We start from the raw sequence: 24,075 nt of genomic DNA on the forward strand, positions 1-24,075 counted from the left end.
TGGTTGGATCGGTGGCCGGAGACGAACGGGCTCCGGCTCCTGCGGGGGTCGGGGGCACCGACGATCCCGAAACTCTTGTATGCCCAATTTCCCGGGCGCTCGGCGCGGGGCCGCCACCCGCGGTCAGGGAGATCCCGCCCGGCCGTCGAACACGAACCTAAGGGCCGCAGGGAGTGCGGCCGTCCGCGTCCGGGCGCCCTTGGGAGCGCCCATTCTCCGGCTCGAAGGGAGTGGGGAAATGATCCTGTCCTACGAGGGGCGCACGCCCCGCATCGCGCCGACGGCGTTCATCGCCCCCACCGCCACCATCATCGGGGACGTCACGATCGGGGAGGACGCCAGCGTCTGGTTCGGCGCAGTCCTTCGAGGCGATGTCGGGCACATCGAGGTCGGCCCGCGCGCGAATATTCAGGACAACGCGGTGCTCCATTCGACCGACCGGGTCCCGACCGTGATCGGAGACGGGGTCACGATCGGCCACGGGGCGATCCTGGAGGGCTGCACGGTTGAGCGGGGCGCGCTTGTGGGGATGAACGCCGTCGTCCTCCACGAAGCGATCGTGGGTGAGGAATCCCTGATCGCCGCGGGGAGCGTGGTCACCGACCGCACGCAGATCCCGCCCCGCACCGTTGCCGCGGGTGCGCCGTGCCGGGTGCGCAAGCCGCTCTCCGGGCCCTCGGCGGATTGGATCGCCGGGGCGGCACGGGCCTACGTCGGCCTATCGCGCCGGTACCTCGAAGCCCGCGCGCACGCCGACCGCCCGCCGGGGACACCGGAGGGACCGGTCTCGGGGTGACCGCGGGGGACGGGCCTCCCGACCGGCGCGATCCCCTGAACGTCGCTACGGATCGGCCGCGGCCCCGGGGGGCGGGGTGGGCGAAAGTACGACCGGCCGCCGGGGCGGCTGGGTAAAATCGAAGTCTTGTACCAGCGACCCGAGCTGCGGCAGGCTCTCGCGCACGTCCGGCCGGGGGTCCGGGCGGCCGTCGGTCCTCGGATCGATGCGGCGGCCGCCAAGGAAGTCGTCCTCGATGAATTTGACGTAGGCATCGAAGCTGAGGACCTGGTGGTCGATGTAGCCCTTCCGCGCGTACGGGCTGATGACCAGACCCGGAACCCGGAGGCCGTAGCCGTTTCGGTCGACGGTCGGCGGAACGACATGATCGTAGAATCCGCCCCAATCGTCCCACGACAGGAAAATCGCGGTACTGTTCCAGTCCGGCCCTTGCATCACGGCGTTGATCAGGCTGGTGACGTACGTCTGGCCGGCGCTGACGAGGGCGGGCGGGTGCTCGCTGACCTTTCCGTTCGGCACGACCCAGGAGACCGCCGGGAGCGTGCCGTCCCGGGCGGCTTCGAAGAAGCGTGAGACCGTCTGGATGTTGCGGAGCTCGCCGTCCTCGCGGACTGTCTCGAACCAGGGGAGCGGGTTCCAGATCTGCGGGGTGCCGGCGCGCTGCGGTTTCTGCGGGCAGGTGGCCGCGTCGTCGTCGCAGTCCGGCTGGGTCCCTTCCGCGACGTAATACGCCCACCCGACCTTCGCCCGGTGCAGCAGGTAGGTCAGGTCCGTCCAGGCGTAGTTCGGTCGGGAGACCGGTCCCAGGCCCCGGCCCCACCGGATCCGGTCGGGAGTCTGCAGCTCGTTCACGCAGGACATCGGGTCGGCGCTCGCGCACCGAGCCGACCACTCGGAGACCATGAACAGATGCTCCGGGAGGCTCCAGGAGGCGTTCGGCTCGAACATGTGGTCCTGCAGGACGAACTGGCGCGCGTAGGTCCAGTAGTTGGGGATCTCGCGCGCGTCGTGATATCCCATCACGTCGGGCTCGCCCGCACCGCCGCCGCAGGCGGGGTCGAACGCCGCCCGGCAGCCGCGGCCGGGGTGGGCCTCTGCGACAAACCCGTCCATCTTTCCCCCGGCGATGTCCGCCGTGGCGTCCTTCTCGCTGTGCGGCCCTCCGCGGTTCAGGTCGTGCGGGTCGTGGAACGGCTTGACGCAATCCCCGGTTCGCGGATCCGGTCCGCAGACCGCCGGCACGCCGTTTTGCATGGGGATGCCGTCGGCGCCGGGGAACGTGCCGAAATAGCTGTCGAACGACCGATTCTCCTGCATGATGATCACGACGTGCTGGATCTTGTGGATGCCGCTGAGGTCGGCCGCGCGGACGACAAACGGCCACCCGACGGGCGGTCCTCCGGGCGTGAGCGTGAGCAGCGCGGCGGCCACTCCCGCCAGCGCCGCGACGAAGCGCCGCCCTCGCCGGCGGCTCCCAACCAGAAGCGGGTTGCGTCCCGACATCCATCACCCTCCGCTGCCCGCCGCGGGATCCGGTCCGCGGCCTCCGTCTGGGCATCGTCTTCCTCTGTATGATAAGCGACCGATGGGGGGCAAAGGTTCCAGGGAGCGCCTCCCCGCTGCCACGCCGGGAGGGGCGGGGGATCAGTACGCGGCGAGCCGGCGGATCGCGTCCGCGATCTCGGGGATCTGGGGCTGGAACGCGGCTTCCAAGACCGGACTGTGCGGGACCGGGGTATCTTCGCTCGCGAGCCGCACCACGGGGCCGTCCAGCGAGTCAAACGCCTCTTCGCCGATCAGCGCGGCGATCTCCCCGCCAACCCCTCCGGTTCGGTTGGCCTCGTGGACGATCAACGCCTTGCCGGTCTTTCGGACGGAGGCCAGGATCGCCTCGCGATCGAGCGGGGCCAGGCTCCGGAGATCAATCACCTCCGGGGCGATCCCGTCCCCCCCGATCGCGTCGGCGGCGGCGAGGCACTTGTGGAGCATCCATCCGTAGGAGAACACCGAAAGGCTCGTCCCATCGCGAACCACCCGGGCGCGCCCGATGGGGGTGAGGTACTCGCCGGTCGGGACCTCTGCCCGCTGGTACCGGTAGAGGTGCTTGTGCTCGAAGTACATGACCGGGTTCGGATCTCGGATCGCGGCGAGCAGCAGCCCTTTGGCATCCTCGGGAAACGCGGGGGCGACCACTTTCAGCCCCGGGGTGTGCACGAACCAGGCCTCCATGCACTGGGAGTGAAACGGCCCCCCCTTCACGTCCCCGCCGTACGGCATGCGCAGAACGAGCGGCAGCGCCGCGCCGGTCCGCCAGTGAAACTTCGCCGCCACGTTGACGACCTGGGTGAACGCGTCCGTGACGAAATCGGCGAATTGAAGCTCCACCACCGGCCGCATCCCCATCACCGCGGCGCCGATCCCCGCCCCCACGTTCGCCGCCTCGGCAAGCGGGGCGTCGATGACCCGCTCGGCCCCAAATTCCTCCAGGAAGCCCTGGGTGATGCCGAACGCGCCGCCGTGCGTCCCGATGTCCTCCCCGATCACGAATACCCGGGGGTCGTGACGCATCGCCTCCCGCAGCCCGTCCCGGATCGCCTCCAGGTACGTCATCTCCGGCACGCGAGCCCCTCCCGACCGTCCGGCCCGCCGGAGCTCATTCGTCCCCATCCTCCGCGTACACGCCTTCGGCCACCGAGTCCGCGGCCGGCTCCGGACTCGCCTCCGCCCAAGCCAACCCTTCCTCGATCTCCGCGGCGATCCGCTCCTGCATCGCACGGTCGGCCTCGGGAGTAAGATGGCCCTCGGCCCGCAGACGGCGCTCGAACAGCGTGATCGGATCGCGCGCTTCCCACTGTTCCAGCAACGCCTTCGGCACGTACGCGTACCGATCGGCCTCGCTGTGTCCCCGCACCCGCATCGTCGTGCACTCGATGAGGGAAGGCCCGCCCCCTCCCCGCGCGCGCCCCACCGCGTCGCGGGCGGCGCGGTAGACCGCGAGAATGTCGTTCCCGTCCACCGCCACCCCGGGGATGCCGTAGCCGACGGCCTTGTCCACAAACGCCCGGCAGGCGGTCTGGCGGTTGAGCGGAGTGGAGTAGGCGTACTGGTTGTTTTCGAGGACGAGCACCACCGGGAGGCGGAGCACGGCGGCGAAATTGACCCCTTCGTGCCAGGCGCCGGTGCTCGACGCCCCATCGCCGAAGAACGTCAGGACGACGCGGTCCTCGCCCCGCTGACGGCAGGCCAGCGCCATCCCCGCCGCCACGGGGAGTGAGGCCGCCATGTGGCTGATGAAGGGAAAGATCCCAAGGCGCGGGTCGCCCATGTGGATGTTCCCGTCCCGTCCGCGGGTGAGGCCGCCTTCGCGGTCGAGGAACTGGGCGAAGACGCGACGCACGGGAATGCCGCGCATGATGTAGGCGGCGAGATCACGGTGCATCGGGGCGAGCAGGTCCCGCGGCCCGAGCGCGTAGGTCGCGCCGACCGCGATCGCCTCGTGCCCCCACCCCGTGAAATAGGCCCCGGGGATTCTCCCCTGATAGTACAGTTTGACCCCGCGGTCTTCCACGGCCCGCTGCAGACGCATGTAGTAGAGCATCTGGAGCAGGTCGTTCGGCGCCAGCGCCTCGCCGGCCGCGGGCGTCGCCTGGATCGCACCCACGAGCGTTTCCCTCCCTCTCCCCGGAACAGGCCCGGTGGGACAACATTAGGCAAGGTTGGACGATGTCCTGTGGGGGTCCCGTCCGGGTGGGGGCGGTGCCGCCCCCTACCCCCACCCGCCCCCGGGCGCCCCCTCGAACGGCAGGCCGGCGAGTTCTCGGAGGGCCCGCTGCACATAGATCCGGGCCATTTTCTTCCGATAGCCGATCGTCAGATCGGCGTTGTCCAACGGCTTCGCCGGCTGGAACGCCGCCTGTGCCGCCCGGTCGATCAGATCGGGCGTCGGCCGCTGTCCTCTGAGCAGCGCGGCGGCGGCGTCGGCCACGACCGGATGCGAGGCCACGGCCCCGAGAACGATTCGGGCGTCTGCGATGCTCCCGTCTTCGGCGAACCGCAGCGCCGCGGCCACCCCGAGCACGGGAAAGTCGAACGACCCCCGACGGCGGAGCTTCCAGTAGGTCGTGCGCCACCCGTCCGCGGGCGGCAGCAAGATCTCGGTGAGGATCTCATCCGGCGCCTTGGCGAGGTACTGCATCCCGTCGTTGCGGAAGAGGGCCGCGGCGGGGATTTCGCGTTCGCCCCCGGGCCCGATCACGCGGATCCGGGCATCGAGGGCGATGACGACGGGAGCGGTGTCCGTGGACGAGAGGGCCCAGCACCGCGAGCTGCCCGGGGCGACGAGGCAGATCTCGCCGTCCTTCTTCATGCAGAAGCCGATCGACTTCCGCCAATGGTAGGTCTGATTATAGTAGTTGCACCGCGTGTCGAGGCAGAGGTTGCCGCCGAGCGTCCCCATGTTCCGGAGCGGCGGCGTGCTGACGGCGCCGGCCGCCAGCGCGAGCGCGCGGTACCCCGCGGCGATTTCGGGGTGCCCGGTGAGGCCGGCCAACGTCACCCCCGCCCCGATCGCCATACCGCGGCGCCGGTCCCCGGCGATTCGGTCGAGTCCGCGCACCCCCCGGAGGCCGATGACCACCGCGGGCTCGAATTGCCGCCGCTTCATGTTCGGGTAGAGGTCGGTGCCCCCCGCCACCACCATCCCCCGGGGCCCGGCATCGGCGAGGCGACGGACCGCCTCGTCGATGCCGGTGGGGGCGACGTAGATGAACGGCGGCAGACGGAGCATCAGATATCCTCCGCCGTGGCGCGCGGCTCCCGGGTGCGGGGCCGGGCATCGGTGCGGTCGGTGCCGGTGTGGAGGGTGAGCGGCAGCCCCTTCTCGCCGCCGGCGATCGGGGCGCCCGCGCGCCACGGCGTCTCCCAACCCGCGGGAGGCGCCACTTTGATCGGGTCGCGGAAGGTGAAGCGCGGAACGCCGCGCGGACCCACGCGCCCCTCCCCCCCCTGGCGTTTCTGCTCGAGCGCGGCCAGGACTTTATCGGGGGAGATCGGGATTTCGTCGATCCGGACGCCGACCGCGTCATAGACCGCGTTGGCCAGCGCGGGGATCACCGGCAGCAGCGGACCTTGCCCCGCCTCCTTGGCCCCAAACGGACCTTCCGGATCGTCCGTGTTGACGAGGATCGTCTCCACCGGCGGCATCTCGAGAAATGTCGGGCTCTTGTACTCCAGCATCGAGGGGATCTTGTGCAAGCCTTTGCGGAAGATCTGCTCCTCCATCAGCGCTTCGCCCAGCGCCATGTAGACGCTCCCCTCGATCTGGCCGATGACGAGCGTTTCGTTGATCGCGCGCCCGATGTCGTGCGCGATCCAGACCTGATCGACCCGAACGTCGCCCGTCCCTCGGTCGACGCGGACCCCGACGACCGCCGCGGAGAACGAGTAGGCGGGCGAGGGACCGACCCCGGATCCCTTGAACGGTCCGGCCAGCTTGGGCGGCCGGTAGGAGCCGACCGTGGTCAGCGTGCCGAACATCGCCTCGGCGAGCGCGGCGGCCTCGGGAAACGACACCCCTCGATCGGAGGCGGCGCGGTGATGGATGCGATGGTCGCCGACCGCGAGGTCATCGGGCTCAATCTCGAGGTGCTCCGAGACCGCGGCGAGGAGCAGGTCCCGCATCTTCTGCGCCGCCTCGACGGCGGCGTTGCCCGCCATGAACGTCACGCGGCTGCTGTAGGAGCCCAGGTCGATCGGGGTAAGATCGGTATCCGCGGTGACGAGACTGATCTCGTGGGGGTCGAGGCCGAGCACTTCGGCGACGATCCCGCTCAGGACCGAGTCGCTGCCCTGGCCGATGTCGATCGCTCCGCAGGAGACGATCACCCCACCGCCGCGGTCGACCCGGATCTGAACCTCGCTGTGGGGCATGTCGTTCCAGTAGATGGGGAGCCCCGCACCGCTGAGGTACGTGCTGATCGCCAGCCCCACCCCCCGTCCGTCGGGCAGGTGGCCGTGCTTCTCGCGAAATCCGCTCGCGGTCACGACCCGGTCGATGCACTCCCGCAAGCCGTTGCTGGTGATGCGGAGGTGGTTCACCGTCCGCGTAAAGGGGACGGTGGCATTGACGAGCCGGATCGCCGCGGGGTCGAGCCCGAGGTCGGCCGCCAGCTTGTCCATCTGAATCTCGATGCCGAACCGGGGCTGCGGGGTGCCGTGTCCTCGTTTCGGGCCGCACGGCGGTTTATTGGTCCAGAGGCGCGTCCCCTCGAATTTGTAGGCGGGAATCGTGTAGGTCACCGTCTGCAGCGCGCCGGTGTAGTAGGTGCTGGCGATTCCGTAGGAACCGTAGGCGCCCCCGTCCAGGAACGTCTTGAAGTGGCAGGCCGTGATCCGGCCGTCGCGCCTGACCCCGGTGCGGATCCACATCAGCACGGGGTGCCGGCCGCGGTGGGCGTAGAACACCTCTTCGCGGGTCAGCGTGATCTTCACCGGCCGTCCGGCGAGCATCGCCAGCTTCGCCGCGCAGATCTCGTGGCTGAACGGGTCGCTCTTCCCCCCGAACCCGCCGCCGACCGGCGTCGCGATCACCCGGATCCTGGCCATCGGCAGGTCGAGGACCTTCGCCAGGGCCCGATGCACGTAGTGCGGGGTCTGGGAAGAGGTCCACAGGGTCAGCCGCCCGTTGGCCTCGACCTGGCCCACCGCGCTGTGCTGCTCCATCGGCAGGTGGGTGTTGCCCTGGAAGAAAAACACGTCCTCGCGGATATGATCCGCCTCGGCGAACCCCCCCGCGAGATCGCCAAACTCCAAGGAGACATTCTTGTGGACGTTGGGGACGGGACCGTCGCCGTACTCCTGCACCCGGACCTCCGTCTCCCCGACCGCATCTTCGATGGTCATGACCGCGGGGAGCGGCTCGTACTCCACCTCGATCGCCTCGCACGCCCGCTCGGCGGTCTCCTCGTCGGCGGCGGCGACGGCGGCGATGGGATCGCCCACGTACCGGACCTTCTCCAGGCAGAGCGCCTCCTCGTCTTGGCTGCTCGGCATGATGCCGAACCTGACGGGAAGGTCGGTCCCGACAATCACGGCGTGCACCCCGGGCAAGGCGCGGGCACGGGACACGTCGAGCCGCTTCAGCCGGGCGTGAGGCAGGTGGCTGCGCAGGAGCTTCCCGTAGAGCATTCGGGGAAGGATGAGGTCGTCCGCAAAATGCGTCTCGCCGGTCGTCTTCGCGGGTCCGTCGACCTTCGCCCACGGCCGGCCGATGAACCGGTATCCGTTCCCGCTCACCGGCCGTCTCCCTCCCCGCGGCCGCCCCGCATCCGTGCGGCCGCCAGTTCCACAGCCTCTAAAATCTTGAGGTAGCCGGTGCATCGGCACAGGTTGCCGGCGAGCGACTCGGCCACCTCCTGCCTGGTCGGGGTCGGGGTGCGATCCAGCAGGGCCTTCGCCGCGAGGAGGATCCCCGGGGTGCAGTAGCCGCACTGTGCCGCCCCGAGTTCGGTGAAGGCGACTTGGAGGGGGTGCAGATGGCCCCCGCCGGCCAGCCCCTCCACCGTCGTGATCTGGTGTCCCTGGAGCTCCACCGGCAGGGCAAGGCAGCTCAGCACAGGAGTTCCGTCGACGAGCACGGTACAGGTACCGCACTCCCCCAGTTCGCACCCGTGCTTGGTCCCGGTAAGCCCCAAGTCCTCGCGCAGCACCTCGAGGAGCGTCTTGTGCACCGGCACGATCAGGTCGTGGTCCTCTCCGTTGACCCGGAGCCCGAGCGTCGTCTTCACGCCGGTCTCCTCCTTCCCCCCATCGATCCCTCGCGCGGGACGGCCAGCGACGCCGACAGGGTTCTGGCCGCCGAGCGCAGCGGCCCGGCCAGTCGGCGCAGGGAGCCCGGCGAGACCCGCGCGCACACGGCTACGACGGATAGCGCCCCGATCGCCTCGGCGGAGCGAGCGGGCGTCCCGCGGAACACGGGGGCGGACAGGGCGCAGACCCCCGGCAGGTACTCCATCGCATCGATGGCCACGCCGGCCCGGCGGACCCGCTCCAGCTCCCGTCGGTAGCGCCCGGGATCTCGGATCGACCGGGGGGTGTAGGCGGGCAGCCGGGAAGGCAGATCGTCCCCGGGGGCCGCGAACGCCCAGAGCACCTTGGCGACAGATCCGGCGAGCGGCGGGAGGCGGTGGCCGTGGGGGGCGGTGACCTTGAGCTGCTGCGGAGATTCTTCGCTCGCCGCGATCACGCTGCCCGCGCCGTCTCGCAGGTGCAGCGTCACCGTCTCGCCCGACACACGGCGCAGGCGAAGCAGGTGAGGGCGCGCGAGCGCGCCGAGGTCCTGTCGATCCAGCGCCGCGCGGCCCAATGCGGCAACCGCCGGACCGAGCCGGTAGCGCCTGGTCGCGGGGTCGCGCTCGACCAGCCGGTGCCGCGCCAGCGTCGTGAGGATGCCGTGGGCGGTGCTCTTGTGAATCCGGAGGAGGCGCGCCAGATCAGTGAGGGTGCCGCCTCCCGGACCGCGGCTCAACACCTCGAGGATCCCGGCCGCCCGATCGACGGCGGGCACCGCACCGTTGTGCCTCTGGGGGACCGCGACCGCGGACATGCGTCTGTTCTCCTTGGCGAACAAGAGTTATTTGGACAGAACAACGCATACCCACGATATCCCGCGGGCTCCCGCGGGTCAAGCTCCCGGACAGACCGACAGGCCCCCTGGGGGTGGGGCCGCTTCCGGCGGGGAGGGGAATCAGGGCGCGTCGAGAACTGCGAGACCCGATCCGCTCGGCACCCGTCGACCGGATCCACGCGGAGGGTCCAAGCGATGAACCTGGGATTGGCCGGGAAGACCGCCATCGTCACCGGCGGCAGCGCGGGCATTGGCCTGGCGTGCGCGACCGCGCTGCACGAGGAAGGCGTGAGCGTGGTGATGGTGGCGCGCGACGAACGACGCCTTGCGGAGTCGGCGAGGGCATTGGCCGGGCGGCCTGGCGCGGGCGGAACTCCGGCCGTCCATCCGGTGCCGGGGGACATCGCCCGAGCCGAGGACGTTGCCCGGGTGGTCGCGGCCGCCCGCGACCGTCTCGGCCGCATCGACATCCTCGTGAACAACGCCGGGGCCGCGCGGGCGGGAGCGTTCCTGGACCTCGCCGACGACGTCTATCTCGATGCCTGGACGCTGAAGCTGCTCGGGTACATCCGCATGGTGCGCGCGGTGGCACCCCAGATGATCTCGCAACGGGACGGCCGCATCGTCAACATCATCGGCGGCGCCGGCCGCACCCCGGAGGCGGTGTTCCTTCCCGGCAGCACGGCGAACGCCGCGCTCCTCAACTTCACCCGCGGCGTTTCGAAATTCCTCGCGGAGCACAACGTCCGCATCAACGCCATCTCCCCCGGCACGACCGCCACCGCGCGCGCCGACCGGTTGGCCGCCCAGCGCGCCGCGGCGGGCGGGATGAGCGTCGAGGATGCGAAGGCCCAGATGGCCGGGGCCATCCCGCTCGGCCATCTCGTCGATCCGGCCGAGATCGCCGCCCTGACCGTGCTGCTGGTCTCGGATCGCGTGCCCTCCATGACCGGAACCGAGATCTTGATCGACGGAGGCCAGACCCCCGGGGTGTGATGCGGCGGCGGGCGGGCGCGGCGGTGGTCCGATCGGGGCCTCGCCGGCGCCGCGCCTGGAGGGTTTCGCGGCCCCCGAGTATAAGCACGGACCGGCCGGTTCTAGCTGGAGGGAAGTCGTTCCGTTCTCTGGAACGCCGGATCCGCGGGCGTGGGTGCCCGCCCGCGGGAATTTGGGGAAGGGAGTGCACCGTGGCGATCCCGGTCCTGACGCGGCCCGCCGTGCTGCCGAAAGGGGTCAGCCCTCGCACGTTCAGCCGGGCGATCCGCGAGTTCACCCGCATCGTCGGCGACCGCAACGTCTCGGTGTCCTCCGCCGAACTCGTCCCCTACGCCCACGACGTCATCATGATCCCCCCGATCTGGCCGTCCGCGGTGGTCCGCCCCGGCTCGGTCGAAGAGATCCAGCGGGTCGTCCGCGTCGCCAACGCGCTCCGGATCCCGCTGTGGCCGCTCAGCACCGGGAAGAACATCGCCTACGGGCGGATGATGGCGGTGGACGGGGGAAACGTCATCCTCGACCTCGGCCGGATGAACCGAATCCTCGAGATCAACGAACCCCTTGCCTATGCGGTCGTCGAGCCCGGGGTCACCTACGCCCAACTGTACAAGCACCTGCGCGAGCGCAACCTGCCGCTGTGGCTCGACCCCCCCGCAACGGCGCCGGGGGCGGGCCCGCTCGGCAACACCGTCGAGCGCGGCGTCGGCTACACGCCGTACGGCGAGCACTTCCTCTTCTCCTGCGGGATGGAGATCGTGCTCCCCGACGGCCGGCTGCTGCGCACCGGCTCCGGGGCGCTCCCGGGATCCCGCACCTGGCACATCTTCAAGTGGGGGTTCGGCCCGTACCTCGATGGGCTCTTCACCGCAAGCAACTACGGCATCGTCACCAAGCTCGGGATCTGGCTGATGCCGGAGCCTCCCGCCTACCAGCCCATCCTGATGACGTTCCCGAACGAGGACGACATCGGCGCGATCATGGACTTCCTCCGCCCCCTCAAGATCACGCACCTCCTGCCGAGCGCCGTGGTCGTGGCCCACGCGCTGCTTGCGCTGGCCGCGGAGGCGGACTACCCATGGCATCTCACCGGCGGCACGCGGCCGGTACCGGAAGACTGGGTGCGGGCGGAAGCGGCCAAGCGGATGCTCGACACGTGGAACGTCGCCGGCTGCGTCTACGGCTCTCCCGCAGTCGTCGCCGAGGTCGCCGCGACCGTGCGGCGGAAGGTCGCCGCCGAGCTCCCGCACGCCCGGGTGCTGGACCTGGACGAAGCGCTCCAGAGCCCGTACTGGGACCACAAGGTGCGCAACATGACGGGAGTGCCTTCCATGATCGAGTACGGCCGGCTGTCGTGGCGGGGGGGCGGGAACGCGTTCGTCGCCCCGGTGGTGCCGTTGTACGGTGCGGAGGCGGCGAAGCACATGGAGATCGCCCGGCCGCTCTTCCAAAAGTACGGGTTTGATTACATCGGCGAGTTCATCGCCGCCTCCCGCGACCAACACCACGTCATGATGCTCCTCCACAAGCAGCCGGAAGAGATGGACCGGGCCCGGCGCTGCTACCGGGAGCTGACCGACGCGTTTTGCGACCAAGGCTACCTGCCCTATCGGACCAACGTGGCATTCATGGAACACACGATGAGCCGGCTGGATCCCGTCTTCCAGGATGTCTGCATGCGGATCAAGGAGGCGCTCGATCCGAACGGCATCCTGGCCCCCGGCAAGAACGGGATCCGGCTCCCGCCCCCCCGCCGCAGCGGACGCACCCTGACGAGGCGGGCGCGGCGGCCGGCCTCGAGAAAATCGCGCCGGCCCGGCGGCGGGCGAAGCCGATGACGCGGCGGCGCGGGCCGGTCGGCAAGGACCTCACGCGTGAGATCGAGGCGAAAGGGATCAACCTCTTCGAGTGCTACACCTGCCGGCTGTGCACCGAAGAGATGAACCGGGGGATTCTGACGCTGACCGAACCCTACCGCCAAGCGTTCGGCGAGACGGAGTGGCGTCGGGACATCTTCAACGAGCCCGTCTGCCCGACCTGGGACTATTATCGCCACGAAGCGTACACGGCGTACGGCCGCGCGCTGATGGCCCGAGACCTCGGCGACGGCCTTGAAGTGGATCCGCGGGACCCGCGGATGCGGGAGGTGGTCTACACCTGCCTCCTCTGCACCGGATGCCAGGAGCTCTGCTTCTCACGCAACCGGGTGCCCCTGATGAAGCACGACATGCAGCTGCCGCGTGAGGTCTGGGATCTCCACGGCATCCTGCTCGCGAAGCGCAAGTGGCTCTTCGACAAGTTCGGGTGGGACGTCGTCCCCGCGGGGCTGCGGGCACTCGCCCAGCGCCTCATCAGGACGGGGACGTCGACCGGAGAGCCCGGGCGCGCGGCGACGCGCTGGGTGAAGGCCACGCGGAGCGGCACCGTGGACCTGAGCCGCGACGGACGGGCGGACGTCCTCCTCCTGCTTGACGGCACCGCCCCGTACGATCGGGGCACATGGCCGGCCCTGGCCGCGGCGGTCCGGCTGCTGCTGGCCTCTGGACTCACGGTCGGCACGCTCGGCGCGGATGAGATCGCGACGAGCCTCCCCGTGCTTGCGGCGGGGGACGTGCAGAGCTATCTCCGGATCAACCGGGAGGCGATTCGCCGGGTCGCCACCGTCGTCCGGCGGGCGGGGGTCAAACAGGTCGTCACGGTGGACGACACGGGCTTTGCGGCCTGGACCGCGCCGGCGAAACACTACGGGGTGGCCGAGGAGGTGAGCTTCCCCTTCGCCCATCTCATCCCGTTTCTGCACACGCTGCTCGAGGACGGACGGCTGCGCCTGACCCGTCCGGTCGACAAAGAAGTGGCTCTGCTCGACAGCTGTCATCTCGGCCGCTACTGCAAAGTGCTCGACGCCCCGCGGGCGATCCTGGCGCGCGTGCCCGGGCTCCGCGTCCGTGAGGCCCACCTCAGACGTGAATACCTCTACTGCTGCGGCGCCGCCGCGGGGGTGCCCGACGCCTATCCCGAGCAGGCCGATTGGTGGGGCCGAAAGCGCCTAGGGCAGGCCGCGGAGGTGCTGGCGCAGGGGCGCACCGTGGTGACGACCTCACCGATCTGCGGCGCGCACCTCAGACGGACCGCCGCAGCCGAGGGAACGGGCATCGAGGTCAAAGATCTGGCCGAGGTCGCCGCGCTGGCGCTGGCCTAGCTGCCCCCCGGCTCGCCGGGGGCGTTCGGCCATCATCTCAAGGGGGGGTGATGCACGTTGCATCGGGTATCGCGAAGGATCATGGTCCTCGGTCTCGCCGCCGCGCTTGCCGCCGGCGTATCCGTCCCCGCGCGGCCGGCGCTCGGCCAGGGCGGGCCGATCAAGATCGGCACGGTGTTCGCCGTAACGGGCCCGGCCAGCTCGCTCGGCAAGCCCGAGAAGGACACGGCGACGATGCTGCAGGCCCAGCTCGCCGCCTCGGGTGGAATCGGCGGCCGGCCGGTCCAGATCATCACCTACGACAGCGAGACCGACCCCACGAAAGCGGTCCTGCTGATCAAAAAGGCGGTCAGCGAGGACAACGTCGTCGCCGTGGTGGGCGGGACGACGAGTCCGGAGTCCCAGGCGATGGCGGACTACGCGATGTCCGCCGAGATCCCGTTCATGTCGGTGGCGGCCAGCACGACGTTGAGCATTCCCACCCGGGCCTGGGTGTTCCAGATGCCGCAGCGGAACGCCACGGCGGCGGCCAAGGCGTTGGAGTACCTCGTGGCTGTCCACGCGAAGACGTTTGCGTTCCTCTATCGAAACGATGACTTCGGCCAGGACGGCCTTGTCGCGCTCCGAACCTACGGCCTCCACCAAGGGGTAACGCTCGTAGACACCGAGCCGTTTGCGGCCACGGACACGGACCTCAGTGTTCAGGTCGCCCGCGCCCGGGTCAAGAATCCCGACGCGATGGTCGTGTGGAGCACGCCGCCGACCGCCTCGATCGCGGCGAAGAACATTCGCCAGCTCGGGATGAAGACCCCGATCCTAGAGAGCCACGGCATCGCCAACCGGGCGTTCATCCAGCTCGCGGGACCGGCCGCGGACGGCGTCGTGTTTCCGTCCGGCAAGCTCCTGGTCGTCGACAAGCTATCGGCAAAGGACCCGCAGAAGGCGCTTCTCCAGAAGTACGCCAAGGATTTTGACGCGGCCAACCACTACGGGGCCAATACCTTTGGGGGGCACGCGTTCGACGGGATCACGATGCTCGTTGACGCGATCCGGCACGTCGGCCCCGACAAGGTGAAGATTCGCGAGTACCTGGAACGCCTCAAAGGCTTCGTGGGAACCGGCGGGGTCTTCAACATGTCGCCGCAAGATCACAACGGGTTGACCACCAACGACATGGTGCTGGTGGTGATCAAGGGCGGCAACTGGGACATCTGGAAGTAGCGGAGACCGGGGGTGGGCCCGGCCGCGCGGCCGGCCCATCCCCCACCGACCGTGCTTGCCCTCCTGCCCCAACTGCTCCTCACCGGCATCACCGTCGGCAGCATCTACGCCCTCGGCGCCCTCGGCTTCGTGCTCATCTACTCCGTGACCGGAATCCTGAACTTCGCCCAGGGGGAGTTCTCCATGCTGAGCGCGCTCGTGTGCGCGACCCTCCTGGCGTGGCACCTGCCGCTCGGGCTTGCGGCGTGCGGGGCCATCACGGCGGTCTGCCTCGTCGGCGCGCTCACCGAACGGCTGGCGATCCAACCGGCGTTCGGCGGCGCCCCGCTCACGCTGCTCATCATCACCTTCGGGGTGTCGATGGCGTTTCGCGGCCTCGCCCTGATGGTCTGGGGCGCGGATCCCTACACGCTGCCGGAGTTCACGCCCGGCCCCCCGCTTGTGCTGCTCGGCGGGGTGCTCGTCCGCCAGGCGATTTGGGCGATCGGCCTCTCCGGGGCCGTCGTCGTCGGGTTGTTTGCCTTCTTCACCCGCACCGTCCCGGGCGCGGCCGTCCGGGCGTGCGCGGACAACGCCTTCGCCTCCCGGCTCGTCGGCATCAGCCCGCGACAGATGTCGCTCCTGGCGTTCACCCTGAGCGCCGGGCTCGGGGCGGTGGCGGGGCTCGTCATCACCCCGATCACGGGGGCGACGTACGACATGGGCCTCGCGCTGGGACTGAAGGGATTTGTCGCCGCGGTCATCGGCGGGCTGGGCAACGCCCCCGCCGCGGTCGTCGGGGGGTACCTGGTCGGCGTCATCGAAGCGCTCACGAGCGGGTACCTCTCCCCGGGCTACGGCACCGCCATCACCTTCCTCGTGCTGCTGATCGTCCTGTTCCTGCAGCGCGAAGGGCTGCTGCACGGAGCTCAGCGGAGACACGCGTGAGGCGGGACCACCTCGGCCTCCTGGTCCTGGTCGCGGCGGTCGCGGGGCTTCCGTTCGTCGTCTCGACGGCCTACGCCCTCACCGTCCTCAACATCATCGGGCTGTACGCGATCGTCACGCTGGGATTAATCCTCCTGGGATGCTCCGGCCAGATCTCGCTCGGGCAGGCCGCGTTCTACGGGCTGGGGGCGTACACGTCCGCGTTGTTGAGCCGCGACCTGGGATGGAACCCCTGGCTCGCCATCCCGGTCGCGATCGCGGCCGTCTCCGCCGCGGCTTACCTGGTGGGGCTCCCGACGCTGCGCCTGGCGGAGCACTTCTTCGTCCTGGCCACGCTGGGGTTCGGCATCATCGTCAACGTCCTGATGCTGCAGATGGTGTCGGTGACGGGGGGCGGCAACGGACTGCGGGACATCCCCGCCCTCACGATCGCCGGGGTGCGCCTCGTCACCGATCGGCAGGTTTACTACCTGATCTGGGCACTCGTCTTCGGCACCCTCGTCCTGGCCCGGAACATCACCGCCCACCGCACCGGACGGGCACTGCGGGCGATCCTCGGCAGCGAAATCGCCGCCGCCGCTCTCGGGGTCGAGGTCCCCCGGTACAAAATGCAGGTGTTCGTCCTGAGCGCGGCGTACGCCGCGCTGGCCGGGGCGCTGTACGCGCACTACATCCGGTTCATCAGCCCCTCCCCGTTCTCCCTGTACGCGTCGCTCTTCTTTCTGATCATGGCGGTGGTCGGGGGCCTGACCAACATCTGGGGGGGCCTGTTCGGGGCGGCGGCGGTCACGGTGCTCGATCAGATGATCCGGGCCCAACTCCCACGCGTCTTCCCGCGTGTGGGCGGCGAGTATCAGACCGCGATCTACGGCATCCTGCTCGTGCTGATCATGATCTTTTTCCCCCGCGGGATCGTCCGCGGCGCGCTCGACGTTCGGCACACGCTGATCCGCCCGTTCGCGCCCGGGCGGGGGGCGGACACCGAACCGGCCGAGGAGGGCCGCGCGTGACCGCCGCCCTCCGCGTGGAGCACCTCACCCGGCGATTCGGCGGGCTCATCGCCGTGAACGCGGTCAGCTTTGCGGCCGCCCCGCAGGAGATCGTCGCCGTGATCGGGCCGAACGGCGCCGGGAAGACCACCCTGTTCAACCTGATCACGGGGGTCCTCCCCGCAACCTCGGGCGACGTCTACTATCAGGAGCGACGCATCACCGGGATGCCCGCCTGGGGCGTCGCCTCGCTGGGGGTTGTCCGCACGTTTCAGAACCCGATCATCTTCACCCAGGCGACGGTCGCCGAGAACGTCATGGTGGGATGTCATCGCTGGACGCGCACCGGGCTCCTCCGGGCGGCCCTCGGGCTGCCGTCCGCGGCGCACGAGGACCGGCTGGTCTCCGACGCCGCGCGGGCGGCGCTGGACCTCGTGGGCCTTCCGGGACGAGAGCACGACCTGGCGCGGGACCTCCCCTTCGGCCAGCAGCGCCTGCTGGAGATCGCCCGATCGCTGGCCGCCCGTCCCGCCGTCCTCCTCCTCGATGAACCGACCGCGGGGCTGAGCCTTGGGGAGGCGCGGCACCTCGTCGCCCTGGTCCGCCGCCTCCGCACCGATGGAGTGACCTTCGTCGTGATCGAGCACAACATGGACGTGGTGATGGACGCGGCCGACCGCGTGGTCGTCCTCGACTACGGGGAGAAGATCGCGGAGGGCCCGCCGCGCGCCGTCCAGCGCGACCCCCGGGTGGTGGCCGCCTACCTCGGCGAGGACGCCGCGGCGCCCTCCGCGGAGCCCCGGTCGTGATGACGGCGCCGCGGCTCGAGGTCTCCGGCGTCGTCGCGAGGCGGGGCGAGGTCGAGGTGCTCCACGGGATCGATCTGGAGGTCCGGCCGAGCGAGGTGCTGGCGATCATCGGCCCCAACGGGGCGGGCAAGTCCACCCTGCTCGGGACGATCGCCGGCATCTTCGTCCCGCGCGCCGGCGCGATCGTCCTGGACGGCCGGCCGATCGCGGGGCTCTCCGCCGAGGCGGTGGTGCGGCTCGGGGTGAGCCTGGTTCCCGAACGCCGGCAGATCTTCAACACGCTCACGGTGCGGGATAACCTCCTCCTCGGCGGGTACCACCGGTACTGGCACGATCGCGCCGGGGTACGCGCCGATGTCTCCCGGCCCCGCGCGATCTTCCCGAAGCTCGCCGCCCTCGACGGGCGGCTGGGGGGAACCCTCAGCGGCGGCGAGCAGCAGATGCTCGCGATCGGGCGCGGGTTGATGTCGCGCCCCCGCCTCCTCCTGCTGGACGAGCCATCGCTGGGGCTGGCCCCCCTCGTGATTCGCGAGATCGTGCACGCCCTGGGGGAGTTGCGTCGGACCGAGGGCCTCACCGTGATCCTGGTCGAGCAGAACGTCAAGGCGGCGATGGCGATCGCCGATCACGTCTGCGTGATGGAGCGGGGCCGGATTGTGCTGCGGGGGACGCCGGCAGAGCTCCTGGCGCATCCCGGCATCAAATCGGCCTACCTCGGCAAGGGATACGAGATCGCGGGGTGATGCCGATGCGCGGACCGATCGAGCGGTGCCCCGCGGGGGCGAGGATCCTGATCGTCGGCGGGGGCGCCGTGGGAGGCATCTACGCCGCGCGGCTCGCCGGCACGGCGCAGGTCACGATCTTCGACGTGTGGCGGGAACACGCGGCGGCCATCGCGCGAGAGGGGCTCAGGCTGCACGTCCGGACCGAGGCGGTCACCCAATCGCTCCTGGTCCGGCCGGCGGCCGTCTCCACCCCCGACGCCCTGGTGGGTACGACCTTCTCCCACGCGTTGATCGCCGTGAAAGGGCCGCACACCCGTGAGGCGGTTCGCCGCATCCGCGACCATCTCGCGGGGGCGGTCGTGCTGACCGTGCAGAACGGCCTGGGGAACGCCGAGGCGATCGCGGCGGAGTGCGGCGCCCCGATCTGCCACGGGGTGACGATGAACGCGGGGGAAGTGGTCGGTCCCGGGGAGATCACGCAGCGGGAGATCGGCGGGACCTGGCTGGGCCCGCACCGCGGGGTCCTCGAGGACGCCCGTCGGTGGGGGGACGCGCTCGCCCGCGCCGGCATGGCCGTGGAGGTGCTCGCCGACCCGCGCGGGGCGATTTGGGGTAAGCTCATCTTCAACGCAGCGGTCAACCCCCTCCCCGTCCTGACCGGGATGCGCCTCTCGGGGGTCTACGCGCACCCGGACGCCTACGCGCTGCTGCGGGCCCTGGTCGACGAAGGGAGGGCGGTGGCCGCCGCCCTCGGGATCGCCCTCCACTCCGATCCGATGGCGGTGATCGATGCCCACCGGGCGCTCGGCGACGCGCACGGCCACGTGGGCTCGATGAAGCAGGACGTCGATCGCGGACGCGCGACAGAAATCGACACGCTCACCGGGGCGATCGTCGCCGAGGGCGACCGGCTCGGGGTCCCGGTCCCCGCCTCGCGAACCGTTTACCGGCTCGTCAAGGCCGCGGAAGCCCGGGCTGTGGCGGCGGCCGCGGGGGTGAGGTAAGATGACGCACGCCGGCCGGGCGCGGCAACCCGTATTACGTCAACGCGGTCGAGCGCGCCCTCGCCCTCCTGGAGAGCGTCGACGGGACCGCGAAGGGATCCGGGATCACCGAGTTGAGCCGCCGGCTGGGATGGGGGAAGAGCACCGTGCACCGCCTCTGCTCGACCCTGGAGCACCGCGGGTACCTGGTCCACGATGCGTCGACCGGCCGGTACCGGCTCAGCCTCCGCCTGTTCCAGGTGGGGAGCGCCGCGCTCAACCACCTCGATCTCCCCGTGCGGGTGACGCCGGCGCTCCGATCGCTCGGCGAGACCGTGGAGGAAACCGTCCACCTGGCCGTACTCGACGGGCAGGAGATCGTGTTTATCGGCAAGGTGGAAAGCGGACGGCCGCTCCAGCTGCACTCGCAGGTGGGCCGGCGCGCCCCCGCCCACTGCACCGCGCTCGGCAAGGTGCTCCTCGCCCACGCCGACCCGCAGCTCCAGACCCGGGTGCTGGCGGGCCGGCTCAAGCGGTACACGCCGGGGACGATCGTCGATCCCCCGACTCTCCGGCGCGTCCTCCAGGCGGTGCGTGAGCGAGGGTACGCGGTTGACGATCAGGAGTTTGAAGAGGGCATCCGCTGCGTGGCGGCGCCGGTGCTCGACTACACGGGCCGTGTGGTCGCGGCCCTCAGCGTCTCGGCCCCCGCCGGGCGACTTGGGCCCGACCGCGATCGGGGCCTGGCCGAGGTGGTGAGGGCGGCGGCCCGGCGGGCCTCGGGCGAACTCGGGCACGCGCCCGAGCGCGCGGCGGGAAGGGGCACGAGAGATGAGGTCTGACCTGACGTGGATGATCGGGGGGAAGACCGGCGAAGGCGTGGACTCCGCCGGCGAAGTCTTCGCCCTGGGGGCCGCCCGCTCCGGACTGGAGGTCCACACCTTCCGGCTGTTTCCCCCCATCATCAAGGGCGGGCCGACCGCGTACGAGGTCCGCATCGGCCCGCGGCCGCTGCACGCCCGAGGCGACCGCCTCGACTGCCTGGTCGCGCTCGACAACGACACGATCGCAAAGCACGGCGCGACCCTCCGTCCCGGAGGGTTCCTCGTCGTCGACGACGGCAGGGTGACCGGAGAGGGAGTCCCGGACGCGGTACGCTGCCCCGTCCCCCTGACCAAACTCGCCGCGGACGCCGGGGGCGCCATCATGAAGAACATGGTGGCGCTGGGAGTATCCACGCGGCTGCTCGGCCTCAATCCCGCGGGCCTGCGGGAGGCCGTCCGCCGCCGCTTCGAGTCCAAGGGGGCGCCGGTCCAGACTCAAAACGCCGCAGCGGTCGACGTGGGGTGGCGGTTCGCCGACACCGCGTGGCGCGATCGACCTGCCCCTGCCGCCTGGACCGCCGGACGGGCGGCGGGGGGCGCGGGGCCCGCCGCCACCTACTTCCTCTCCGGCAACGACGCGATCGCGATGGGGGCACTGGCGGCCGGGTGCCGGCTGTACGCCAGCTATCCCATCACCCCGGCCAGCGACATCCTGGAGTGGATGGCCGCCCACCTGCCGGCGGTGGGCGGAGCGGCGGTCCAAACCGAGGACGAGATCGCGGCGCTCGGCCTCGTGATCGGCGCGGCGTACGCCGGGGTGCGTGCCATGACCGCCACGAGCGGCCCCGGGCTCTCGCTGATGACCGAGACGATGGGGCTCGCCGGCATGGCCGAAATCCCCGCCGTGATCATCGCCGCGCAGCGGCCCGGGCCGAGCGCCGGGATGCCGACGCGCCACGAACAGGGCGATCTCCTGCACATGGTCTACGCCTCGCACGGGGAGTTTCCGCGCATCGTCCTGGCGCCGGGGAGCCTCGAGGAGTGCTTCCTCGACACCGCGCTGGCGTTCAACCTGGCGGAGCGGTATCAGTGTCCGGTGATCGTCGCCACGGATCAGGACGTGGTGCTGAAGAAGCGCACGGTCCGCGCCCTCCCCCTCGACGAAGTGCGAATCGACCGGGGTGCGCGCGTGACCGATGCGGAGGCGCAGGCGCTGGGACCGGCCTACCGCCGGTACGCGCTCACCCCCAGCGGGATCTCCCCGCGGGCGATCCCGGGGCAGCCGGGCGCGCTCTTCCTCTCAAGCGGCGACGCGCACGACGAACGGGGGACCATCGATGTGGACGATCCCGCCGTCCGCCGCGCCATGGTGGAGAAGCGGCTGCGGAAGACGCGGGGGATCTGGGAGTCCGTGGCCGGCGTGCGGGTCGAGGGCGAGGGAGACGCGCTCGTCATCTCCCTCGGCTCGCCCTGCGGGCCGATCCGCGAGGCGCTGGCGCGCCTGCGCGCGGATGGGCTGTCGATCCGCTTCCTCCAGGTCCGCTGCCTGTGGCCGTTCCCCGCCCACGAGGTCGGCCCGGAGATCGCGCGCGCCCGAAAGATCGCGGTGATCGAACACAACGCCACCGGACAGCTGGCGACCCTGATCGCGGCACACGCCGGCGGGCATGGAAAGCTCTGGCCGGTGCGGAAGTACGATGGGCTGCCGTTTTCCCCGGGCGAGGTGGAAGCACAGGTGCGCGCGTGGCTGCGATCCTAACCTTCAAAGAGTTCGCCCGGGAAAAATCGACCTGGTGCCCCGGGTGCGGCGACTTCGCCGTCCTGCGCGCGCTGCAGGAAGCGTGCGCGCACCTGGCCGTCCCGCCGCACCGCATCGTGCTGGTCTCGGGGATCGGGTGCTCGGGCAAGATCACCTCGTACTTCTCGTCGTACGGACTCCACGTCCATCACGGGCGGACGCTGCCGCTGGCCACCGGGGTCAAGCTGGCCAACCGCGGTCTCACGGTGATCGCCGCGGGGGGGGATGGCGACGGGTACGGGATCGGCCTCAACCACCTCATCCACGCCATCCGCAGAGACGTGGACGTCACCTACGTGGTGATGGACAACGGGGTGTACGGAAACACGAAGGGACAGACCTCGCCGACGACCGTCACCGGCACCGCCACCCCCTCGTCGCCGGCCGGGGCGGTGGAGGAACCGATCCACCCCCTACGCCTGGCGGTGGCGGCGGGGATCACCTATCTCGCTCAGGGCGCCAGCCACGACGTCCCGCAGCTGACCCGCCTGATCGAGGCGGGCATCCGGCACCGCGGCTTCGCGCTGATCAACGTCATCAGCCCGTGCCCGACCTACGACCGCATCCGCACCTACCAGTGGTGGCGCGAACGCCTGACGAATCTCGACACCGACCCGGCCTATCGCCCGGAGAGCCGCGATCAGGCTGCGGACGCCGTCATGACCCGCGATGCGACCATCCTCGGGTTGATCTACCGTGAAGCCGGGCGGCCGTTCGACGCCCGCCTGCCGCGGTTCCGCGCGACGCCGCTGGCCGATGAGGGCCTTGAGCCGGACACCGCCGCCGTGCGCCGCCTCCTCGCCGAGGAGCACACGCCGTGACCTTCGCCCCGGGCCCGGAACGATCCCCGGCCGGGACCGGCTCCCGCCTCGACGATCCCGCGCTCTTCGTGGATCCGACCCTGGAGTCGATGTCGCGGGAGGACCTCGTGGCCTACCAGTGGCAGCGCCTTGGGCCGATGCTTGCCCGGGTCGGAGACAGCAACCCCTTCTACCGCGCGAAGTGGGCGGCCGTCGGCGTCCCGGACGTCCGGGCGATCCGCGACTGGGAGGGGTTCCGCCGGCTGCCGTTGACCGACAAGGCGGAACTCTCTCGCGACCAGGACGCGCACCCCGTCTTCGGGAGCAACCTCACCTACCCCCTCGCCCGGTACGTCCGCCTGCACCAGACCTCCGGGACGACCGGGCGGCCGCTGCGGTACCTGGACACGGTCGAGTCGTGGGAGTGGTGGATCCGGTGCTGGTTGTTCGTGTACCGCGCCGCCGGGGTCGGGCCGGGAGACCGCGTCTTCTTCGCCTTCTCCTTCGGGCCGTTTATCGGGTTTTGGGCCGGGTTCGACGCGGCGCGGCGCATCGGGGCGCTCGCGATCCCCGGCGGGGGACTCGACACGATGCTGAGGATTCGCATGCTCGCGGAGACGCAGGCCACCGCGCTCGTCTGCACGCCGTCGTACGCGCTGCGGCTGGCGGAAGTGGCCCGCGAACGCGGCATCGACACCGCATCGCTCGGCGTCCGCGTCACGATTCACGCCGGCGAACCGGGAGCCAGCATCCCGGCGACGAAGCGCCGGATTGAGGCGGCCTGGGGGGGACGGTGCATCGATCACACCGGCATGACCGAGGTCGGCGCCACCGGCTTCACCTGTGCGGCGGGAGAGGTCCACCTCAACGAGAGCGAGTTCGTGCTGGAGGTGCTCGACCCCCTGACCGACACGATCGCCCCGGCGGGGGAAGGGGAACTCGTCATCACCAACCTGGGGCGGGACGGCTCCCCGGCGATCCGCTACCGCAGCGGCGATCGGGTGCGCCTGATCCAGTCGCGGTGCGCCTGCGGGCGCACCTTCGCCCGCCTGGCCGGGGGGATTTTGGGCCGGGTCGACGATATGCTGGTCGTCCGGGGGATGAATGTCTTTCCCAGCGTGATCGAGGACGTCGTCCGGCAGTTCGACGCCATCGACGAGTTCCAGCTGGAGGTGCGCCGCCGGGCGGCGATGACCGATCTGCGGGTGGTGGTCGAGATCGACGAACCGCGGTGGGGCGCGGCCCGGGTGGGCCAGATCCTGGACGCGCTGCGCGAGCAACTCCATCTCGCCTGCGGCATCCGCATCGAGGCGGCCGCGGTCGGGGCGGGCGCGCTGCCGCGGTTCCAGTTGAAGGCGAAGCGGGTCGTGCACATCGACTGATGGGGG

The 24,075-nt window shown here is 70.6% G+C and carries 21 protein-coding genes and 1 pseudogene; 15 read left to right on the top strand and 7 right to left on the bottom strand.

Going from position 1 to position 24,075, the window contains the following annotated elements; genetic code table 11:
* Positions 1 to 238: 238 nt before the first annotated feature.
* Positions 239 to 796: a gamma carbonic anhydrase family protein gene (locus VKV57_11155; GenBank protein ID HLW60464.1), complete on the top strand. Its 558-nt coding sequence runs from the start codon at positions 239 to 241 to the stop codon at positions 794 to 796.
* A gap of 45 nt (positions 797 to 841) precedes the next feature.
* Here VKV57_11155 and VKV57_11160 read toward each other — a convergent pair whose 3' ends face one another.
* From VKV57_11160 to VKV57_11190, 7 genes are all read right to left on the bottom strand, one after another.
* Entirely contained in the window at positions 842 to 2,299 is a 1,458-nt protein-coding gene (locus VKV57_11160; GenBank protein HLW60465.1) for an alkaline phosphatase family protein, read from the bottom strand.
* A 141-nt stretch (positions 2,300 to 2,440) separates the two neighbouring features.
* A complete protein-coding gene (locus VKV57_11165) occupies positions 2,441 to 3,406 on the bottom strand; it encodes an alpha-ketoacid dehydrogenase subunit beta (protein ID HLW60466.1) in 966 nt (321 codons plus the stop codon).
* A 43-nt stretch (positions 3,407 to 3,449) separates the two neighbouring features.
* On the bottom strand, positions 3,450 to 4,457 hold the full coding sequence (locus tag VKV57_11170) for a thiamine pyrophosphate-dependent dehydrogenase E1 component subunit alpha (protein ID HLW60467.1): 1,008 nt from the start codon (positions 4,455 to 4,457) through the stop codon (positions 3,450 to 3,452).
* Positions 4,458 to 4,562: 105 nt separating this feature from the next.
* Positions 4,563 to 5,582: an FAD binding domain-containing protein gene (locus tag VKV57_11175; GenBank protein ID HLW60468.1), complete on the bottom strand. Its 1,020-nt coding sequence runs from the start codon at positions 5,580 to 5,582 to the stop codon at positions 4,563 to 4,565.
* Entirely contained in the window at positions 5,582 to 8,089 is a 2,508-nt protein-coding gene (locus VKV57_11180) for a molybdopterin cofactor-binding domain-containing protein (protein ID HLW60469.1), read from the bottom strand. The genes VKV57_11175 and VKV57_11180 overlap by 1 nt, the downstream gene beginning before the upstream one ends.
* Positions 8,086 to 8,580 carry a (2Fe-2S)-binding protein gene (locus tag VKV57_11185; GenBank protein ID HLW60470.1) on the bottom strand — a complete coding sequence of 165 codons (495 nt, stop codon included), beginning with the start codon at positions 8,578 to 8,580 and terminating at the stop codon, positions 8,086 to 8,088. Before VKV57_11185 ends, VKV57_11180 begins: the two co-directional genes overlap by 4 nt.
* Positions 8,577 to 9,398, bottom strand: coding sequence for an IclR family transcriptional regulator (locus VKV57_11190; protein HLW60471.1), 822 nt, complete (start codon positions 9,396 to 9,398; stop codon positions 8,577 to 8,579). Before VKV57_11190 ends, VKV57_11185 begins: the two co-directional genes overlap by 4 nt.
* A 216-nt stretch (positions 9,399 to 9,614) precedes the next feature.
* On the opposite strand from VKV57_11190, the gene VKV57_11195 reads away from it, so the two are divergent.
* The 14 genes and pseudogenes from VKV57_11195 to VKV57_11260 all read left to right on the top strand — a co-directional run bounded on the left by VKV57_11195 (position 9,615) and on the right by VKV57_11260 (position 24,069).
* A complete protein-coding gene (locus VKV57_11195) occupies positions 9,615 to 10,415 on the top strand; it encodes an SDR family NAD(P)-dependent oxidoreductase (protein HLW60472.1) in 801 nt (266 codons plus the stop codon).
* A 191-nt stretch (positions 10,416 to 10,606) separates the two neighbouring features.
* Positions 10,607 to 12,250, top strand: coding sequence for an FAD-binding oxidoreductase (locus VKV57_11200; protein ID HLW60473.1), 1,644 nt, complete (start codon positions 10,607 to 10,609; stop codon positions 12,248 to 12,250).
* Complete coding sequence (locus VKV57_11205) at positions 12,247 to 13,611, top strand: (Fe-S)-binding protein (protein HLW60474.1); 1,365 nt, start codon at positions 12,247 to 12,249, stop codon at positions 13,609 to 13,611. Before VKV57_11200 ends, VKV57_11205 begins: the two co-directional genes overlap by 4 nt.
* Before the next feature lie 81 nt (positions 13,612 to 13,692).
* On the top strand, positions 13,693 to 14,832 hold the full coding sequence (locus VKV57_11210) for an ABC transporter substrate-binding protein (GenBank protein HLW60475.1): 1,140 nt from the start codon (positions 13,693 to 13,695) through the stop codon (positions 14,830 to 14,832).
* Positions 14,833 to 14,844: 12 nt separating this feature from the next.
* Positions 14,845 to 15,759 carry a branched-chain amino acid ABC transporter permease gene (locus VKV57_11215; GenBank protein ID HLW60476.1) on the top strand — a complete coding sequence of 305 codons (915 nt, stop codon included), beginning with the start codon at positions 14,845 to 14,847 and terminating at the stop codon, positions 15,757 to 15,759.
* Positions 15,756 to 16,769, top strand: coding sequence for a branched-chain amino acid ABC transporter permease (locus VKV57_11220; protein ID HLW60477.1), 1,014 nt, complete (start codon positions 15,756 to 15,758; stop codon positions 16,767 to 16,769). Before VKV57_11215 ends, VKV57_11220 begins: the two co-directional genes overlap by 4 nt.
* Positions 16,766 to 17,557 carry an ABC transporter ATP-binding protein gene (locus VKV57_11225; protein ID HLW60478.1) on the top strand — a complete coding sequence of 264 codons (792 nt, stop codon included), beginning with the start codon at positions 16,766 to 16,768 and terminating at the stop codon, positions 17,555 to 17,557. Before VKV57_11220 ends, VKV57_11225 begins: the two co-directional genes overlap by 4 nt.
* The gene (locus VKV57_11230; GenBank protein HLW60479.1) at positions 17,557 to 18,300 is read left to right on the top strand and encodes an ABC transporter ATP-binding protein; all 744 of its coding nucleotides are present in this window, start codon (positions 17,557 to 17,559) and stop codon (positions 18,298 to 18,300) included. The genes VKV57_11225 and VKV57_11230 overlap by 1 nt, the downstream gene beginning before the upstream one ends.
* A gap of 5 nt (positions 18,301 to 18,305) precedes the next feature.
* On the top strand, positions 18,306 to 19,286 hold the full coding sequence (locus tag VKV57_11235; protein ID HLW60480.1) for a 2-dehydropantoate 2-reductase: 981 nt from the start codon (positions 18,306 to 18,308) through the stop codon (positions 19,284 to 19,286).
* Between the two features lie 56 nt (positions 19,287 to 19,342).
* Positions 19,343 to 19,471, top strand: a pseudogene (locus VKV57_11240) (helix-turn-helix domain-containing protein).
* A gap of 225 nt (positions 19,472 to 19,696) precedes the next feature.
* Positions 19,697 to 20,107, top strand: a complete 411-nt coding sequence (locus VKV57_11245; protein HLW60481.1) for an IclR family transcriptional regulator C-terminal domain-containing protein — start codon at positions 19,697 to 19,699, stop codon at positions 20,105 to 20,107.
* Positions 20,097 to 21,848, top strand: coding sequence for a 2-oxoacid:acceptor oxidoreductase subunit alpha (locus VKV57_11250; protein HLW60482.1), 1,752 nt, complete (start codon positions 20,097 to 20,099; stop codon positions 21,846 to 21,848). Before VKV57_11245 ends, VKV57_11250 begins: the two co-directional genes overlap by 11 nt.
* On the top strand, positions 21,833 to 22,708 hold the full coding sequence (locus tag VKV57_11255; protein ID HLW60483.1) for a thiamine pyrophosphate-dependent enzyme: 876 nt from the start codon (positions 21,833 to 21,835) through the stop codon (positions 22,706 to 22,708). Before VKV57_11250 ends, VKV57_11255 begins: the two co-directional genes overlap by 16 nt.
* On the top strand, positions 22,705 to 24,069 hold the full coding sequence (locus VKV57_11260) for a phenylacetate--CoA ligase family protein (protein ID HLW60484.1): 1,365 nt from the start codon (positions 22,705 to 22,707) through the stop codon (positions 24,067 to 24,069). Before VKV57_11255 ends, VKV57_11260 begins: the two co-directional genes overlap by 4 nt.
* Positions 24,070 to 24,075: the final 6 nt, after the last annotated feature.

This window comes from bacterium (assembly GCA_035307765.1).
Classification (GTDB): domain Bacteria; phylum Sysuimicrobiota; class Sysuimicrobiia; order Sysuimicrobiales; family Segetimicrobiaceae; genus Segetimicrobium.

What these genes read in the sequence shown, in the direction of transcription:
- VKV57_11155 (HLW60464.1), top strand. Translation starts at nt 239, where the DNA reads ATGATCCTGTCCTACGAGGGGCGCACGCCCCGCATCGCGCCGACGGCG.
- VKV57_11160 (HLW60465.1), bottom strand. Translation starts at nt 2,299, where the DNA reads ATGTCGGGACGCAACCCGCTTCTGGTTGGGAGCCGCCGGCGAGGGCGG.
- VKV57_11165 (HLW60466.1), bottom strand. Translation starts at nt 3,406, where the DNA reads ATGACGTACCTGGAGGCGATCCGGGACGGGCTGCGGGAGGCGATGCGT.
- VKV57_11175 (HLW60468.1), bottom strand. Translation starts at nt 5,582, where the DNA reads ATGCTCCGTCTGCCGCCGTTCATCTACGTCGCCCCCACCGGCATCGAC.
- VKV57_11190 (HLW60471.1), bottom strand. Translation starts at nt 9,398, where the DNA reads ATGTCCGCGGTCGCGGTCCCCCAGAGGCACAACGGTGCGGTGCCCGCC.
- VKV57_11195 (HLW60472.1), top strand. Translation starts at nt 9,615, where the DNA reads ATGAACCTGGGATTGGCCGGGAAGACCGCCATCGTCACCGGCGGCAGC.
- VKV57_11205 (HLW60474.1), top strand. Translation starts at nt 12,247, where the DNA reads ATGACGCGGCGGCGCGGGCCGGTCGGCAAGGACCTCACGCGTGAGATC.
- VKV57_11210 (HLW60475.1), top strand. Translation starts at nt 13,693, where the DNA reads ATGGTCCTCGGTCTCGCCGCCGCGCTTGCCGCCGGCGTATCCGTCCCC.
- VKV57_11230 (HLW60479.1), top strand. Translation starts at nt 17,557, where the DNA reads ATGACGGCGCCGCGGCTCGAGGTCTCCGGCGTCGTCGCGAGGCGGGGC.
- VKV57_11235 (HLW60480.1), top strand. Translation starts at nt 18,306, where the DNA reads ATGCGCGGACCGATCGAGCGGTGCCCCGCGGGGGCGAGGATCCTGATC.
- VKV57_11250 (HLW60482.1), top strand. Translation starts at nt 20,097, where the DNA reads ATGAGGTCTGACCTGACGTGGATGATCGGGGGGAAGACCGGCGAAGGC.